Annotated in this window: 18 protein-coding genes; 2 read left to right on the top strand and 16 right to left on the bottom strand. The window is 57.8% G+C overall.

What is annotated here, in order from left to right:
• Nucleotides 1–173 precede the first annotated feature (173 nt).
• On the top strand, nt 174–1,517 hold the full coding sequence (locus tag ETA_RS03805; RefSeq protein WP_012440295.1) for a pectate lyase: 1,344 nt from the start codon (nt 174–176) through the stop codon (nt 1,515–1,517).
• The gene (locus tag ETA_RS03800; RefSeq protein ID WP_012440294.1) at nt 1,514–1,840 is read left to right on the top strand and encodes a DNA-binding protein; all 327 of its coding nucleotides are present in this window, start codon (nt 1,514–1,516) and stop codon (nt 1,838–1,840) included. The genes ETA_RS03805 and ETA_RS03800 overlap by 4 nt, the downstream gene beginning before the upstream one ends.
• Nucleotides 1,841–1,948: 108 nt before the next feature.
• On the opposite strand, the gene ETA_RS03795 is transcribed toward ETA_RS03800, so the two are convergent.
• The 16 genes from ETA_RS03795 to ETA_RS03720 form a co-directional block, all read right to left on the bottom strand.
• The gene (locus ETA_RS03795) at nt 1,949–3,139 is read right to left on the bottom strand and encodes a YopJ family acetyltransferase (protein ID WP_012440293.1); all 1,191 of its coding nucleotides are present in this window, start codon (nt 3,137–3,139) and stop codon (nt 1,949–1,951) included.
• Nucleotides 3,136–3,603: a type III secretion system chaperone gene (locus ETA_RS03790; RefSeq protein WP_012440292.1), complete on the bottom strand. Its 468-nt coding sequence runs from the start codon at nt 3,601–3,603 to the stop codon at nt 3,136–3,138. The genes ETA_RS03795 and ETA_RS03790 overlap by 4 nt, the downstream gene beginning before the upstream one ends.
• A gap of 116 nt (nt 3,604–3,719) precedes the next feature.
• Complete coding sequence (locus ETA_RS03785) at nt 3,720–4,997, bottom strand: harpin HrpZ family protein (RefSeq protein ID WP_012440291.1); 1,278 nt, start codon at nt 4,995–4,997, stop codon at nt 3,720–3,722.
• 162 nt (nt 4,998–5,159) lie between these two features.
• Nucleotides 5,160–5,510: an HrpV family type III secretion system protein gene (gene hrpV, locus ETA_RS03780; RefSeq protein WP_012440290.1), complete on the bottom strand. Its 351-nt coding sequence runs from the start codon at nt 5,508–5,510 to the stop codon at nt 5,160–5,162.
• Nucleotides 5,503–5,697, bottom strand: coding sequence for an HrpT family type III secretion system protein (gene hrpT / locus ETA_RS03775; RefSeq protein ID WP_012440289.1), 195 nt, complete (start codon nt 5,695–5,697; stop codon nt 5,503–5,505). The genes hrpV and hrpT overlap by 8 nt, the downstream gene beginning before the upstream one ends.
• Nucleotides 5,698–5,710: 13 nt before the next feature.
• Nucleotides 5,711–7,741, bottom strand: coding sequence for a type III secretion system outer membrane ring subunit SctC (sctC, locus tag ETA_RS03770; RefSeq protein WP_012440288.1), 2,031 nt, complete (start codon nt 7,739–7,741; stop codon nt 5,711–5,713).
• Entirely contained in the window at nt 7,734–8,165 is a 432-nt protein-coding gene (gene hrpG / locus ETA_RS03765; RefSeq protein WP_012440287.1) for a type III secretion system chaperone HrpG, read from the bottom strand. Before hrpG ends, sctC begins: the two co-directional genes overlap by 8 nt.
• Nucleotides 8,152–8,376: an HPr kinase gene (locus tag ETA_RS03760; RefSeq protein ID WP_012440286.1), complete on the bottom strand. Its 225-nt coding sequence runs from the start codon at nt 8,374–8,376 to the stop codon at nt 8,152–8,154. Before ETA_RS03760 ends, hrpG begins: the two co-directional genes overlap by 14 nt.
• Before the next feature lie 89 nt (nt 8,377–8,465).
• Entirely contained in the window at nt 8,466–9,056 is a 591-nt protein-coding gene (gene sctL, locus ETA_RS03755; RefSeq protein ID WP_012440285.1) for a type III secretion system stator protein SctL, read from the bottom strand.
• Nucleotides 9,050–9,640, bottom strand: a complete 591-nt coding sequence (locus ETA_RS03750; RefSeq protein WP_042958611.1) for a hypothetical protein — start codon at nt 9,638–9,640, stop codon at nt 9,050–9,052. Before ETA_RS03750 ends, sctL begins: the two co-directional genes overlap by 7 nt.
• Complete coding sequence (gene sctJ, locus ETA_RS03745) at nt 9,633–10,406, bottom strand: type III secretion system inner membrane ring lipoprotein SctJ (RefSeq protein WP_012440283.1); 774 nt, start codon at nt 10,404–10,406, stop codon at nt 9,633–9,635. Before sctJ ends, ETA_RS03750 begins: the two co-directional genes overlap by 8 nt.
• A 7-nt stretch (nt 10,407–10,413) precedes the next feature.
• The gene (locus tag ETA_RS03740) at nt 10,414–10,776 is read right to left on the bottom strand and encodes an EscI/YscI/HrpB family type III secretion system inner rod protein (protein ID WP_012440282.1); all 363 of its coding nucleotides are present in this window, start codon (nt 10,774–10,776) and stop codon (nt 10,414–10,416) included.
• Nucleotides 10,777–10,839: 63 nt separating this feature from the next.
• A complete protein-coding gene (locus tag ETA_RS03735; RefSeq protein WP_012440281.1) occupies nt 10,840–11,067 on the bottom strand; it encodes a hypothetical protein in 228 nt (75 codons plus the stop codon).
• A 126-nt stretch (nt 11,068–11,193) separates the two neighbouring features.
• Nucleotides 11,194–12,168: a sigma 54-interacting transcriptional regulator gene (locus ETA_RS03730; protein WP_012440280.1), complete on the bottom strand. Its 975-nt coding sequence runs from the start codon at nt 12,166–12,168 to the stop codon at nt 11,194–11,196.
• 358 nt (nt 12,169–12,526) lie between these two features.
• On the bottom strand, nt 12,527–13,168 hold the full coding sequence (locus ETA_RS03725; protein ID WP_012440279.1) for a response regulator: 642 nt from the start codon (nt 13,166–13,168) through the stop codon (nt 12,527–12,529).
• A gap of 3 nt (nt 13,169–13,171) precedes the next feature.
• A complete protein-coding gene (locus ETA_RS03720; protein ID WP_012440278.1) occupies nt 13,172–14,656 on the bottom strand; it encodes a PAS domain-containing sensor histidine kinase in 1,485 nt (494 codons plus the stop codon).
• Between the last annotated feature and the right edge of the window lie 33 nt (nt 14,657–14,689).

Genomic DNA, 14,689 nt, shown 5'->3' with positions numbered 1-14,689 from the left:
TAAAACATTCATGTTGGTTATGTTGCATACGGCCGTTACGGGTTCCCTTCCGGGTTAAAAAAAGTGTGTTGCTTCGCGCTATATGGGAACCCCGCTGACGCCATCACCACTTAATCCGGGCAGCAAAGGCTGCACGCTTTCGGCTGGTTCAACGTCTATAAGGGGAAACATCCATGTCAGTTCTTACGCTTAACATCACTATCCCATCCGTGCAGGGGCTGATGCAGCCCGGCGCGGATAGCGGGTTTTCCACGGGAAACAACGCCAACGCCGGGTTGGGGCAACAGCCCTTCGACAAACAAACCATTGAGCAAATGGCGCAGTTATTGGGAGAGCTGTTAAAGCCGCTGCTATCGCCACAGGCAGGCAATGCGGCAACGGGCGCTAACGGCGAGGGCCAGCTGGCCGGCGTGGGGAACGCCGGCGGTCCGTCAGAGCAGAATGGTGCCCTGGGGGCAACGCCACAGAATAACGGCCAGAACGCGTTAAGTGAGATGGGCAACAACGGGCTGGATCAGGCCCTGACCCCCGATGGCCAGGGTGGAGGGCAAATCAGCGATAATCCGTTGCTGAAAGCCCTGCTGAAACTGATCGCCCGAATGATGGACGGGCAGAGCGACCCGCTCGGCCAGCAGGGCGCTGGCAGTCACAATGCGTCTTCCGGCACGTCCTCAACGGGGAGCTCCCCTTCCAACGATCTATCAGGCAACGGCTTCCCTTCCGGCCCTTCTTCCGGCGGCACAGCGCCAACCCATTCTGACTCACCGCCGTCCACGCCAACCTCCCCCACCTCACCGCTTGATTTCCCGTCTTCCCCCACCGGCGGAGCCGGGGGCAGCACGCCGGTAACCGATCGTCCCGATCCTGTTGGCAGTTCAGGCGTAGGGGCCGGGCAGGCCGTTGATTTCCCTGGCGCCAGCGCCAATCCCACGGTGGTGCATGACACCATTACCGTAAAAGCGGGCCAGGTGTTTGATGGTAAAGGGCAAACCTTTACCGCCGGTTCGGAATTAGGCGATGGTGGCCAGTCGGAAAGCCAGAAACCGCTGTTCAAACTGGAGGACGGGGCCAGCCTGAAAAACGTCACTATCGGCAATAACGGCGCGGATGGCATTCATCTCTATGGCGATGCGAAAATAGATAACCTGCACGTCACTAACGTGGGGGAGGACGCGATCACCGTGAAGCCAAACGGCGCGGGCAAAAAATCTCACGTTGAAATCACCAACAGCACTTTCCAGAACGCCTCTGACAAGATCCTACAGCTGAATGCCGATACCAGCCTGACCGTTGATAACGTGAAGGCCAAAGACTTTGGCACTTTCGTGCGCACCAACGGCGGCCAGCAGGGCAACTGGGATCTGAATCTGAGTCATATCAGCGCGCAGAACGGTAAGTTCTCATTCGTGAAAAGCGACAGCGAGGGATTAAACGTCAATACCCAGGATATCTCCCTGGATAATGTGCAAAACCACTACAAAGTTCCCGCTTCCGCTAACCTGAAGGTGGCCGAATGATGATATCCGATGAGGCACGCCCGGCGGAAAGCTGGGTTGATGTGGTCAACGGCCAGCAGCGCCTGTCACCCGCGCAGTATCAGGCTTTTCAGCAGGCCATTTCGCAGGTAAAGCAGCGGCTGCAACAGGTGCTGGGCAGCCCGCTGCCACAACGCCAGGGTGAGTTTGATCTGGATAGCTTTGTCGACGGCCTGCATGCCGACTTTCTCGACGGTGACGCTAAGGGCCAGGAGGGCGACGTGGGGCAAACCGCCTGGTGGATAACCCGCTATCTGGCGGATCGTCTGCTGGAGTGGCAGCAGTTAGAGCAACGGCGCGGATAATGACCGTCCTGCACGCGGGGCGACAGAGGAGGCCTCGCGGGCATTTTCAGAAAGAAAAAAACGCGCCGGTTAGCATGCCGCCGCGTTTTTTACCGATCCGTTAAGGCGCTAGCTTTTGTGTTTTTTCGCCGCCAGATGCTCGCCGGCACGCTGGATCTCCTGCATGCGGAAGCCCTCAATCGAGGTGCTGTAAGCGCGGTCGAACCTGTCGGCGCGATAGGCCAGGTTTCTGTGCAGCAGGGTTTCGGCATGCAGCCCGCCTTTATCTTTGGTGACAACGGCATCCTGATGCGGTTTACCCTCGACGGATGATTTCGACTGCGCATGTTTGAAGAACTCCGCGGGCACAGGAACCTTTTCCCCCTTGTGCAGGCGGGCCGTATATTCGTCATGATGCTTAAAAGATTTTAAAGCATTACTCAACGAATACATGGTGCAATCCCACTGGGAATTTTGAATCGTATTGCCCACCATATGCACTTTAGCCCCACGTACCCCTTCGGCAATACCCTGTTTGAGATGCTCGACCATATGCCCCAAAGCCGACTCAAAGCCGACAATCGAGGGGCGATGGCCCGGCCGGAGCTGAATATCCAGAGCAATGTGGTGGTCTGGCATGCCCTTGAAAGGAGGATATAGCGCACGCATCGTCTTTGGCTGCCCGGACTGCTGTACGCTTTTATGCTGATCCTTTATCGCCTGATAACACTCTTCACCCTTCTTATAAACATGCAGGTTGAGGCCGGGATGACGCGCATTTTCCGCATCGGCCAATAGCGGCAGGACCTTTTTATCCATGCGCGTCAGTGCGCTGCTGGAGCCCGAACCTTCTTTTGCCAGTTCGGTCGCCATTTTGCCGTATTCGTGTAGGTTGTTATCCAGCTTTTTTAATCGTGGCAGGTTAATGGCGTCTATCTTTTCCTGTAGGCGTTTTGGCACGACCTGCGGCTTTTCCGGCAGAGGATCGGCGCGCGACATTTTTGTCGACTGCTGCATCTGGTGATGAAAACGGGCGAGCGCTGGATCCTCACGATGCGCGTTCTGGCGTGACAAAGACAGGGAGGGTTGCGCATGCGCCGCTGAAGAGCTCGCCCCCGCGCTGTTTCTGGCGGCGACGCGCGCACGCTCCGGCGTAGCGGGCATCTGGCTGGCCTGATAACGAGTGTTGGTGGGCAGCGCGTCCTGGCGCTGTAACCGTCTGCCCGCCGGGGCCGGTGAGGCCTGGGTCGATGAGGAAGCAGCCCGATCCGTTTGCTGCGATGGGCTCCCCTGCCCGGCTCGCAAACCCGATATATTCATGTGATTTTCCCGGCAAGATTTAACGTTAGCCCCTGCTGTATCGGCATGCGCGGCGCGGCGGATGACGGCGCGCGCCCGTGCAGTAACTTGCCCTGCCAGAGTTTAGCCACCTCGATCATTTGTACACAGGCGCTCACGAAGCTCGCCTCGTTCACCGACGGCAGCTGGAAACGTTGAAACAGCAACAGTTCGTTTTTCTCTTTATCCAGGCCAAATGCGGCACCATCGCTGGAACCATAATGAAACAGATTGGCAGACAGAATATCGCTTAATAACGTACTGTTCTCAGTGTCAGAGACGGTGCCCACGCTCAGGTAAACAAACAGCATATTCTGCTGTTCCAACCACTCCAGCGTCATCTCCAGGCCGTTAATCCGCAGACAGCAAAGTTGAGCGGCATCCAGCGACAGCGGCCCCATTTCAAGGCGCCTCGCCAGTGCCCCCACTAAATCTTGTATTATCACCCTGGCCCCCCCACGGGTAACCTTGACGTTATTGCGTGGAAGCCAATGGGAACCTTCCACGCGGCGCTCAGTTATCAATAAGGCGGACAGACTATGCCTGCCCGCCGTGCGGATACTTAAGCCGCGCTGAGTTTGCTCAGTGCCATATTGTTAATGGTGTCACCGGTCATCATGGCATCAATACCCAGCGAAGAGCCGCCGGCGCCGCGTGCCTGCAGGTTGCCGTTGCCGGTATCACCCGCCATCGCACTTTTGATCATGCCTTTGGCTTTATTGAACTGATCCATACTGGCCGGCGTCATGCCATCATCATCCGGCTTGCTCAGCGCCTTCGCCCAGGACTTATCATCGGTCTTCACCTCTTTGCCCGGCCCTTTCTGATACTGCGGCTTGCCAAACACTTCAGGATACTGGTCCATAAACTGGCCCACTTCCTTCGCCATGGCCCGGTCGCCTTTATTGATGAAAGAGCGGGTTGAGCTGTCGCTGTGCGTGCCGATATCATTCAGCGCCTGGATGCCCGCCTTCATGCCGATACCGGTGCCGACCGCGTTACCCAGCTGCTGGTAGTCAACCGGGCCGCTCAGGTTTTGCAGGCCTTTGCCGCCCAGTGACGAGCCGTCCAGACCCGCGCCCGTACTCCCACTCTGACCGCCAGCCAGTCCGCTATTGCCAAGACTCTGGCTCAGACCGTTGCCCATCAGGCCTGACAGCGCATCGCTGACGCCCTGCTTATAGGCGCTTTGCTCGCCTTCGGTCGGCTGTTTACCGGTCTGGGAACCGCTCTGCGTTCCGTCCTGACCCTCGCCAAACAGGCTTTGCATCACTTCGCTAAACAGCTGCATCAGCTGCTGCATGGGGTCGCTTGCCCCGGAGGCTGAATCAGAGCCGGAGGTGGAACCGCTGCCATAGGAAGTTGGATTAAGGCCCAGCGCCTGGTCCAGCGTAGAGCCGACGCCTGAAGCGGCGCTGCCCCCGATGCTCGATCCCAGAGAGTTACCCAGGGTCGCGCCCAGCGGGCCGCCTAACGCACCGCCAATGCCGGCACCCAGACCACCGCCCAACGTGCTGCCCAGATCGCCACCCAGACCGCCTAAGCCGCCGCCTGAACCGCCGCCCTGCAGACCGCCGCCCAATCCACCGCCCAGCCCCCCGCCCAGCAGGCTGGTTAACCCACCGCCACCCATCATACTCATCATCATCATCATGCCGGTGAGCATACCGGCCAGTTGGTTCACCGCATCGCTGTGACCGTTACCGCCGAGGCCCAGCGCGGACTGACCGTCCAGCCCTGCATTCTGGCGGCTGGTACCCAACAAACCATTGCTGCCACCGGCACCGCCGAGGGTAATCTGCAACGTTGACGCGCCCAGCGAACTCGTATTCAGACTCATACCGTCTTCCTCTGTGAATAATTAACATGTGCCCTGCCGACCAGGCACGTTAAACGTGCCGCGCCGAAGCCTCTATTGAGTGCAGGTAATACCGTGCCGGTTCCGGGAAGGTGAGAAAAAATAACCAGAGGCGTAAAAAGGGAGGGAAGCCAGCTGTCGGGATCAGTCGGCCAGAAAAATGCCCGCCAGGCTGAACAGCGGGGCAATATGCAGTTTATCGTTCACGGCTGATTCGGGCAGCTGACGCCAGCAGGATACTACCCGGTCGCGATTAAGGCACAGGTAGCAGCCATCGTAGACATCCAGCCGCTGCGCCCGGCGAGTCAGCAGCTGCTGATAAAACCCCGGTGGCTGGAACGTGGTTTGCAGGTTTAGCATCACCTCGCGCCCGCGCTCGCCACACAGGGCGTGCAGCTCGACGCCCTGTGCGACCTGCCAGCGGCAGCTCTGGCGCAGTTGCAACAGGCTGAGTAATGCCGCCAGCGAGGTGACCTGTGGGCAGGGATTATTCATTGACCGATACCCGGGTGTAATCCGCCGGGCCGTTGCGCAAGCCGGGCTGCCACCAGATAACCAGCTGATGCGCCTGTGACTGCGGACGGCAGTCCACTGAGGTACACGCAAGGCCGTTATCATGGCGTCCGGCGCAGGCGGTCAGCAGCAGCGTGCTCACCAGCAGCAAACATGATGCACTTTTCATAGGTCCCCTTTTATCAATGCGTTAATAAGGATTCGCGCGACGCGTGGAGCACCCGGCGAGGGTCCAGCGCCAGATAGATCTCCGCCGACTGGCCGGGTGCCAGCGCGCTTTGCGGCCATACCGCCACCGCCAGCGTGCGCTTACTGCCGCAGTTGGCCTCATCAAAACGCAGGGGTTTGCTACCGGTATTACGCACCACCCCCACGCTGAGCTGCACGCCGTTATTGCTACTGCTGTACCACTGGCCACGGGTACTTTCGAACAGCAATGAAGGCGTACTGCGGCACACTTCATTAATACGCGTACCGGACGTTTGCGCCTGGAATCCCGCCGGCGACTGCCCTTCAGCCAGATCGCGCAGGGCATTTTCCACCACATCATGCTGGTTCACATTGCTGTGACGCCTTTCCACCCGGCCCATCGCATCGCTTAACTGCTGGCGGTTATCGGCGGTCACATAGCGCGTGGGATCGGTCTGATCGCCAATCAGACGCGGGGTAAGAATAAACAGGCGCTGGCGCTGGGAAATTTCGTGGCGCGTCGAGGTGAACAGTTTGCCGATCCAGGGAATATCACCCAGCAGGGGGATACGGCGATCGCGATCGCCGCTCTCTTCCACATGAAAGCCGCCCAGCACCAGCGCGCGGTTTTCGCCGATCAACGCCTGGGTGCTGACCGTTCCGCGTTTGACGCCGGTAGCCTGCCCGTCGCCGTTGGTCTGAACGTGTCCATCCTCAATATCAATCATTAACTGGATGCTGGAATGGCCTTCGTACCCCACCGCACGCGGCGTCACCTGTAGGCTGGTACCTGCCGTCACCGGCTGGATATCCGCCACGCGCTCGCCGGTGGCGGTGATATAAGCCGTCTGGCTGAAGTCGATCACCGCAGGCTGGTTTTCCAGCGTCAGCACCGAAGGATTGGCGACGATCGAGGCGGTGCCCTCTCCCTCCAGCGCCTGAATATCGGCGAAAAAGCGTTTGAAGTCGCTGACAAACAGCGTGCCGCTGCCGGACATCAGCGAGCTGCCGCCCGTCACGCCGCCCAGCGTTGCCTGCCAGTTTGCCTCTAGCCGGTTCAGCGCCGTGCGGTCGATATCCAGGATCACCGCATCAATCTCCACCAGATTCTGCGGCACATCGATTTTGCCAATCAGCTGGCTGTACTCATCGCGCCGCTTATCGTCATCGCGGATCAACAGCGCATTGTTGCGCACATCGGCAGAGATACGGCCGCTAAGATCGTCAATGCCGCTATCCCTGTCGCCCGCCCGGCCGGGGGTTTTATTGCGGCTGGATAAGCGCGACAGCAATGACTGTGTGTTCTGCATCATGCTGCCGGTATCGGGCGCACCGGCCGTGCCGTCGCTGCCGCTGGCGCTGGCCGGTGCCGGACGTTTACCGTTCATCAGCTCATTGAGCATGGTGGCCACGCCGGGAATAACCACCGTCTGGTCACGGTAACGGATGGTGCGGTCGGCGACCGACGCATAGCGCAGCGGGAAGGTCATCACCTTCCGCCGGTCCTCTTTCTTTTCGCGCTGCTCGCTGAAGCGCTTGATCAGCTCCAGGTATTGCGGCGGCCCGGTCACCAGCACCACGCCGTCGTCCGGCAGCTCCCCCCAGCCAAAACGCGGGTCCAGCAGGCCAATCCCGCTGAGCGCCTGTTTGATATCGGGTGCGGCGTCCGGGGAGATCTCCAGCCGTTCCGAGCTTTGCTCATCCTGGGGACTGACGTACAGGGTATTGTTGTAAACAAACCACTGAAAATGATGCTCCAGGGCCAGACGGTCGAGAAAGGCGCTGGCGTTATCGGCGCGGATTTTTGCGGTGACCTCAACCTCTTCCACGTTGCCAAGCTGGAGGTCGACGCTGTGTCCGTCAGCAAAATCTTGCAGCACCGTGGAGAGCGGAGTGCGATCGGCAGAATAGGCGTAAGACTGCTCTTTCCAGTCGGCGGGAGTCTGCGCCCCTGCCGGGAGGGTGGCGCACAGCATTAATAGCGCGCCCAGCAGACGGCCGCGCAAATCACATTGATTAACCATGTTTTCCCCCAGGTAAAAAGGCGAGGCTGTGCAAGGGCACTGCGCTATGGGCTACCGCTTTTCTTCGCGGCTGTTGCAGCATCGTCTGCCAGACGTCACGCTGATTGAGCAGCGATTCCAGCTGTAGGCAGACGGCGTTCATCTCCGGCTGGCGCACGGTTAATACTAATATCAGGCTGCTGCCCTGCTGTGCCAGCGCGGCGGCATCCCGGCCAAAATAACGCAGCGTGGGGGCAGAAAGCTGTAGCGCCCGCCCCAGCAGCGCCTCGTCCGGCGGGGTATTTTGCGCCAGCTCCGCCAGCGCAAAATACTGCCCCGCCCGCTGCTGCAACCAGACAACGCCGTCATCCACCGTCAGCCGTTGGTCTTCGCCCACGTTGTCCAGCCAGCGCTGCACCCACTGCTGCAATTCAGTTGATCTCATTGATGATGGCTTTGGCCAGGCCGTGCTTAACCGTCAGCTCCTGACTCGCCGCCCAGCTGGCGTTGGACAGCCCCATGCTGGCCTCGAAAAAGGCGAAACTGTCTTCCTGGCTATAGCCTTCGCTGGCATTCTGGGTGGCATCGTCCAGTTGGTTTTGTGCCCGATTAAACTGGCTGTCCAGACGGCGCTGAAGCGCACTGAGTGATGACATAATTAAACTCTCGCATTGAGTGGGTTCCGTCATTAAGTGGGACGGCGCGTGCGGGAGTTCCGTGGTGAGATGAAGTTTTTTGCAGCGCTTTAGCACTCTGCCGCAGTGGGAAGCAGCTGGCGTACGGCCTGCTGCCAGTCGAGGTGCAGTTCGCCGTTTGCGGTGACCAGCTTCAGGCCGTCAACCGCCAGCGATCCGTCCGGCTGTAGCCGCCAGCCCAAATGGGCATGAAGGTGCAGCCAGTCGGCGACCTCATTCTGCTGCGATGGGTGACAATACAGGCTTCCCCGATCGTCAAGGGCGCTTGCCCGCATGATTTGACGCAATAGCGCAGCCAGCCGCTGGGGTTCCGGCACCTCGTCCAGCAGCTGTCCAAGCGCCTGGGTCATAACGCCATCCATCACCTCAAGCACCTGGGCTTCCAGCTGCTGATATTGCTGCTGCCAGTCGTGTAACAACGTATCCGCCTGCTGCCAGAACGCCTGCCCGGCACGCTGTTGCGCAATCAGGCGATCGGCCGCAATCTGCCGTTCGGCGTCGTCCCGCATCGCCTGCGCCTGCTGCCGGGCCTGTTCGAGAATATCCTGCCCCTGCTGCTGGATAAAAAGCTGTGACTGGCTGATAACCGGGGCGAGATCGGCCGCGCCGTTCAGCAGGGTAATGCGTTTACGCGTCAACATAGTGGCTCCTGTGAGGCACACCAGAAAACCGCCTGCCAAAGCGGTAACAGACGAGCGGGAAATGTCTTCACCTGCGGTAGCCGCTCCACCGCCTGCACCGCATCCTGCGGAAAAGAGAGCCGCAGCCTCGGCCAGCACTCTGGCCCGGCGCGCAGCCTCAGTAGCCACAGACCATTGATCCCGCCCTCGTCGCCGGGTAACCCGCCGGGCGCGGACAGCCACAGTCCGGGCCGCATCCCCTGGGCAATACGCCGACACCAGCGCTGTTGCTCCGGCAGCAGGCTGTCCTGAGTACAGCCACGCCAGCACACTTCCGCCGCCAGCGTGAGCGCCAGCTGGCGTTGCGGCGCGGTCAGCCGTAGCCATATCAACAGATCGGGGTCAGGGGCGCAAACCGGCCCAGCCAGCCTCAGCCGCTGGCAAATCATGTCATGATGGGTGCGCGCCAGCGCCGCGAGACGGTCCTGGTCAAGCTGATAAAAATCCGCCTGCCGCCACTGGGGATCGGCCGCTAACCAGCAGTCAATACACCACCAGCGCAGCCAGCTTAGTGCGGCATCGTCAGCAGCGGGCATTTCACTCATCGTTTTTCGTCGACTGCTGCCGTTGACGATAGCGCTGCCAGTGCGGCCAACCCAGCACGCCCGCCACCACCAGCAGGATCAATACGCCAATAAGTCCACTCAGCCAGCTAAGCTGGGCGGAGCGCTGTGGCGTGACCCTAAACGGGCCAAAGGAGACTTCGGTCGGTTTATCCTGATACGTCTCGGCGGGAACAAAAACAATCGCCAGATCCTTGTCCGAGCGGGCGGCCAGGCCGGGCAGGCTGCTGGCGACCATGCGCCGGATGCGCGGCTCAATCACATCGGGGTCAAGATCGGGCCGATACTTGATAAATACCGCCGCGCTGGCGGGCTGCACCGGCTCACCGGGGGCAATGCGCTCCGGCAGCACCACGTGCACCCTGGCAACAATCACCCCGTCAATTTGACTCAGGGTGGATTCCACCTCCTGGGATAAGGCGTAAATATAGCGCGCCCGTTCTTCGAGCGGCGTGGAGATCACCCCGTTTTTCTGGAACACTTCGCCGAGGTTTGTGCGCGCCGGACGCGGTAAACCCGCCGCATCAAGAATATGTACCGCCCGGTTTAACTCTTCGGCATTCACCAGCACGGTAATTCCGTCTTTGTTGTTACGTTTTTCCGCCTGAATATGATAACGCCCCAGTTCCGCCGCCACTTCGTTGGCGTCGTTTTCCGTCAGACCGTGATTGAGTTCAACCCGATCGTCACAGCCGAACAGCAGCAATACCGGCAGCAGGAGCAAGATCCTGAAAGATAATTTAGCCATAGGAGGGTTACTGCAAGTTGGTCAGTTTTTCCAGACTCTGTACGCCTTTGCCAACCAGTTTTGCGTTGAGCAGGCTTTCCAGATAATAAGAAGATAAGGTGCGGTTAGCGTCCATCACGTTTTGCGAATCAAGACTGCGCGAGACCTTCGCCAGCGCCCTGTCCGCCTGGTTCGCGTGGCCGCTGGCGGCTTCAGACAGGCTGGCGACTTTATTTATCCACGATTGATTGTCGTTACCGGCAGACTTCGCGGGTGCTTGCAGCGCGGCGCTGAACCAGGAGGCATCCGCCGTGTGGCCGGGGGCCGAACTGACGTCATGATCTCCCGCGCTGATGGCAAGAGACGGGGCATTTCCAGCAGTGATTTTCATGACTGATCCTCATCGGCAACAAAAAAACCGGGCGCAGAGAGAAGCCTCACGCCCGGCTTTTAATCAGAACTGAATCGCTTTTGCGGCGTTATGGCCAGAGTTCAGCGCTTTAGAAGCCGAATCCATTTTGCCATCGAGGATGGAGTTCTGGGTATCCAGCTTCATTTTAGACGCCTGCGCATTGGCCGATTCGGTCAGTGACTGGCCCATTGCTGATTCCAGCGTTTTGGATGCCGAACTGCTTGCGCTTGAAAGTGAACTACCTGCCAGACCTGCTAAAATTCCGCCCATCTTAATCTCTCCAATTGTTGAGGTTATGTACCCTGGAACATCACACAATGTTCGTTAATTAAGTGGCAGGCGGTTTCGATCGGTTCCCGGATAACCGCAGTTTTTATTTATTTTTTTGCCTGGCGTTCATTGGGCGACCATCCGGCTGGTCGTCACGTTCAATAACTTGATGCGGTGATACAGCGTGCGCAAAGGGATGCCCAGCTCCTGCGCCGCATCATCAATGCTGTGGCCATGACGCAGCAGGCAGTCATGGATCAGGCTCTTTTCAATACGGCGCATCATCTCTTTTAACCGTGGCCGCTCGTCTTCGCAGTGGCAGGAAAACCCCAGCGGCGGCAGTCCCAGCACAAAACGTTCGGCGGCGGCCTTCAGTTCACGAATATTTCCCGGCCAGCCGTAGCTCAACAGGCATTCGTAATGCTCTTGGGTAATTTCACGCTGCGGACATTGCAGCGTGGTCGCCGCCTGCTGAATAAAATAACGAAACAGAGGGATGATAATCTCAATGCGCGCGCGCAAAGGCTGTAGCTGGATACTGACGGTATTCAGGCGAAAATAGAGGTCGCGTCGAAAGCTGCCGCGTTCGACCAGGGTTAACAGGGGGGTCTGCGTTGCGACGATCACGCGCATATTGACCGGGGTAAACCGGGTCCCCCCCAGGCGCTCAACGCCCCTGTTCTCCAGCACGCGTAGCATTTTTGCCTGGAGTGAAAGCGGCATACTGTCGATCTCATCCAAAAACAAAATGCCGTTATGCGCGGCTTCCACATAGCCTGCGCGCGCCTGCCCGGCGCCGGTATAGGCCCCGTTATTGATGCCGAACAGTTCGCTTTCGGCCAGGGTTTCCGGTATGGCCGCACAGTTAACCGCGACCAGCTTTCCAGAGCAGCCGGACAGTTGATGAATTTTTCGTGCCAGCGTGTCTTTTCCGGTGCCAGTCTCCCCCTCCAGGACCAGATCAATTTTCAAAGGCGCCACGGTTTTGATCATCTCAGCCAGCGTGTCGTGAATATCGATGGGTTGTTCTTCGGTCAAAGAGATGTGCTCTCCCTGCTCCGGCCAGTGCCGAAACGAGAACTCACTATTCCTGATGCTCATAAAAGCTACCCCTACCCTATTCATTATTTTTTTTAACATCGCTTACCTGCACAGCTATGTTACAGCCAGCGCATCGTACATAATTAATTACAATTAGCGCTTAAATATTTACTATCTGCTTACGCTGGCATTAAGAAATACCCATACTAACGTTCATAAACCATCGTCATTTGCTGAAGATTTAGTAGGGGATATACCGGGGTCAGAGTAGGGATTTCCCTACTCACGATCGAAAAAGTGGAAACGGGTGCTGCCGACACCCGTCTTATTCTATTGTTATATATGGAAATTAAAAAAAAGTGCCGGTAGGGAAAAAGTGATAAGCCCGGAGCATCCCGGTGGAAATATAAGAGCAATCCTAAGTAATCAGACGATGACTGATGGCGTACTTCACGATATCGGCGTTAGTGGTAAACATCATTTTATCCATTAAGCGTGATTTATGGGTACTGACGGTTTTATTGCTGATTTTTAGCGCTTCGGCAATGTGGTTAACGCCCTCGCCACGCGCCAGCATCAGCATAATTTGCATTTCTCTTGCCGTCAGGCGTGCATGCAGTGCCTCCCCCACCTGGGTGCACTCGGCAAAAACAATCTGCTCGGCCAGGATGTGGTCGATAAAACGCTGTCCTCGCGCCACGCGGTGTATCGCTGCCAGCAAGGTCTCCGGATCGTTGTCCTTGGTGATATAGCCCAGCGCGCCACATTTCAACACGCGCCGCGCGATCTGCGGTTCGCTGTACATGGTCAATATCAGAATCGGCAGCTTCGGATACTGAAGATGAATTCGGGTGACCAGATCCTCACCGCAGACTCCCGGCATACTCATATCCAGCAGCAGTAAATCAACCTGCTCAACGCGCAGCCCTTCCATCACCTGAGTGCCGTTACCGGCCTCGGCCACGACAACCAGGCGATCGTCCAGCGAAAATATTTGTTTCAGCCCTTCACGCATGATCACATGATCATCCGCTACCATCAGGCGAATATTCTTATCCATGGTTTATTCCAAAACCTTCTTATTATCAGCATCCTGAACAATGGGAATAGTGAGCGATATACATGTGCCAATGGACGGTTTACTCTCAATGTCGACACGTCCACCCAACATCCGCCCGCGCTCTCGCATGCTCATCAGGCCGAATGCGTTGTCTTTACCGTTCTGGCAGTCGAACCCTCGCCCGTTGTCACGTACGGTAAGCACCACTGAACCGGCATGACGAACGAGTAAGATAATCACCTCCGAGGCCTGGGCATGGCGCGAAATATTGGTGAGCGATTCCTGCGCCACGCGGAACGCGGCCGTCGCCTGCTCATCACCTAGCCTGACTTCCTTTTCGGGGGTGATCAGGCGGCAGCAACAGCCAATATGACGGCTGATAAACTCATCGCGTAACCATTCCAGTGCCGGGGTCAACCCCATGTCCAGTACGTTGGGCCGCAGCCGGGTCGCCACGTTGCGCACCACCTGAATGGTCTTGTCCGTCAGGCCCATCAGGTGCACAACGCGTTCATGCAGCAGCGGGTTATCTTTGCTGAACTGGATGCGCAGCATGGAAATGCCCATTCTTAGCGAGGTTAAATGCTGCCCCAGCTCATCGTGGATCTCCCGTGCGATGCGCTTACGCTCCTCTTCACGCGAAACTTCACGCTGCCGTGCCAGCAGCCTCAGGCGCATATGCGAGTCTTCCAGCTTTTTTTCCGCGTAATGGATCGCGGTAATATCACGCCCGACGCACATGACGGAGATCAGCACCCCGTTGCGATCGAACTCCGGTACGCAGCGAATATGGTTAACTATCGTTCCTTCGGATGTCTTGTTGTCAGACTCGACCAGCTCACCTTCGGCCTCCAACTGGCTCTGCACCACCTCGCTCACCAGACGTTCGATATGCTGTACGCACGCCAAATCTCCCAGCAGTTCACGGAACCGCCGCCCCCTCAGCTGTTCTGCCGATACGTTCAGATGACGTAATGCCGCGGGGTTGGCATACTGGCAATTCAGATTGGGATCAAAACGCACCACCATATCCGGTGAGTTCTCAACCAGCACCTGGAACTCCTGTTCTCTCGCATAAGACATCTGTTCCAGATGCTTACGTTCTCTCATATCCCTGACCACGCACATACTGTAATTGCCCTCTTCATAGACAAAAGGATTTGAACTGACCTCAACCGGTATCAGCGTGCCCTGTTTGGTTTTATGATGCGTTTCAAAGGTAAAGGCTTTACCGTCGCTGCGCGTACGCACCCGCTTCCACATGGCATAAACATCTTCTTTGCTCCATGCCGGATCGATGTCCGATACGGACATATTCAGCAACTCATCATTGCTGTAGCCCAACATGCGGCTCGACTCGTCGTTGACGTAGAAAAAACGCGTGTGGTTATCAATCAGGTAGACGGCGTCTTTCACCGTGTTCAACGCAAACTCGAGCAATCTGAGCGGCTCACTGCTTGCACTCACCTGTCGCTCGGAAAATTGCATCTCGTCTCCTTTCTGTAAACAGGGTGTACCCAA

It is taken from the genome of Erwinia tasmaniensis Et1/99, from assembly GCF_000026185.1.
Classification (GTDB): Bacteria; Pseudomonadota; Gammaproteobacteria; order Enterobacterales; family Enterobacteriaceae; genus Erwinia; species Erwinia tasmaniensis.
This window is presented reverse-complemented; position numbering and strand designations above follow the sequence as displayed.

Excerpts from the sequence above, each read along its gene's own strand:
- ETA_RS03805 (WP_012440295.1), top strand. The coding sequence starts at position 174 with ATGTCAGTTCTTACGCTTAACATCACTATCCCATCCGTGCAGGGGCTG.
- sctC (WP_012440288.1), bottom strand. The coding sequence starts at position 7,741 with ATGGTTAATCAATGTGATTTGCGCGGCCGTCTGCTGGGCGCGCTATTA.
- ETA_RS03720 (WP_012440278.1), bottom strand. The coding sequence starts at position 14,656 with ATGCAATTTTCCGAGCGACAGGTGAGTGCAAGCAGTGAGCCGCTCAGA.
- ETA_RS03730 (WP_012440280.1), bottom strand. The coding sequence starts at position 12,168 with ATGAGCATCAGGAATAGTGAGTTCTCGTTTCGGCACTGGCCGGAGCAG.
- hrpT (WP_012440289.1), bottom strand. The coding sequence starts at position 5,697 with ATGAAAAGTGCATCATGTTTGCTGCTGGTGAGCACGCTGCTGCTGACC.
- hrpG (WP_012440287.1), bottom strand. The coding sequence starts at position 8,165 with ATGAGATCAACTGAATTGCAGCAGTGGGTGCAGCGCTGGCTGGACAAC.
- ETA_RS03800 (WP_012440294.1), top strand. The coding sequence starts at position 1,514 with ATGATGATATCCGATGAGGCACGCCCGGCGGAAAGCTGGGTTGATGTG.
- ETA_RS03740 (WP_012440282.1), bottom strand. The coding sequence starts at position 10,776 with ATGAAAATCACTGCTGGAAATGCCCCGTCTCTTGCCATCAGCGCGGGA.
- sctJ (WP_012440283.1), bottom strand. The coding sequence starts at position 10,406 with ATGGCTAAATTATCTTTCAGGATCTTGCTCCTGCTGCCGGTATTGCTG.
- sctL (WP_012440285.1), bottom strand. The coding sequence starts at position 9,056 with ATGTTGACGCGTAAACGCATTACCCTGCTGAACGGCGCGGCCGATCTC.
- ETA_RS03725 (WP_012440279.1), bottom strand. The coding sequence starts at position 13,168 with ATGGATAAGAATATTCGCCTGATGGTAGCGGATGATCATGTGATCATG.
- ETA_RS03785 (WP_012440291.1), bottom strand. The coding sequence starts at position 4,997 with ATGAGTCTGAATACGAGTTCGCTGGGCGCGTCAACGTTGCAGATTACC.
- ETA_RS03760 (WP_012440286.1), bottom strand. The coding sequence starts at position 8,376 with ATGTCATCACTCAGTGCGCTTCAGCGCCGTCTGGACAGCCAGTTTAAT.
- ETA_RS03735 (WP_012440281.1), bottom strand. The coding sequence starts at position 11,067 with ATGGGCGGAATTTTAGCAGGTCTGGCAGGTAGTTCACTTTCAAGCGCA.
- hrpV (WP_012440290.1), bottom strand. The coding sequence starts at position 5,510 with ATGAATAATCCCTGCCCACAGGTCACCTCGCTGGCGGCATTACTCAGC.
- ETA_RS03750 (WP_042958611.1), bottom strand. The coding sequence starts at position 9,640 with ATGAGTGAAATGCCCGCTGCTGACGATGCCGCACTAAGCTGGCTGCGC.
- ETA_RS03795 (WP_012440293.1), bottom strand. The coding sequence starts at position 3,139 with ATGAATATATCGGGTTTGCGAGCCGGGCAGGGGAGCCCATCGCAGCAA.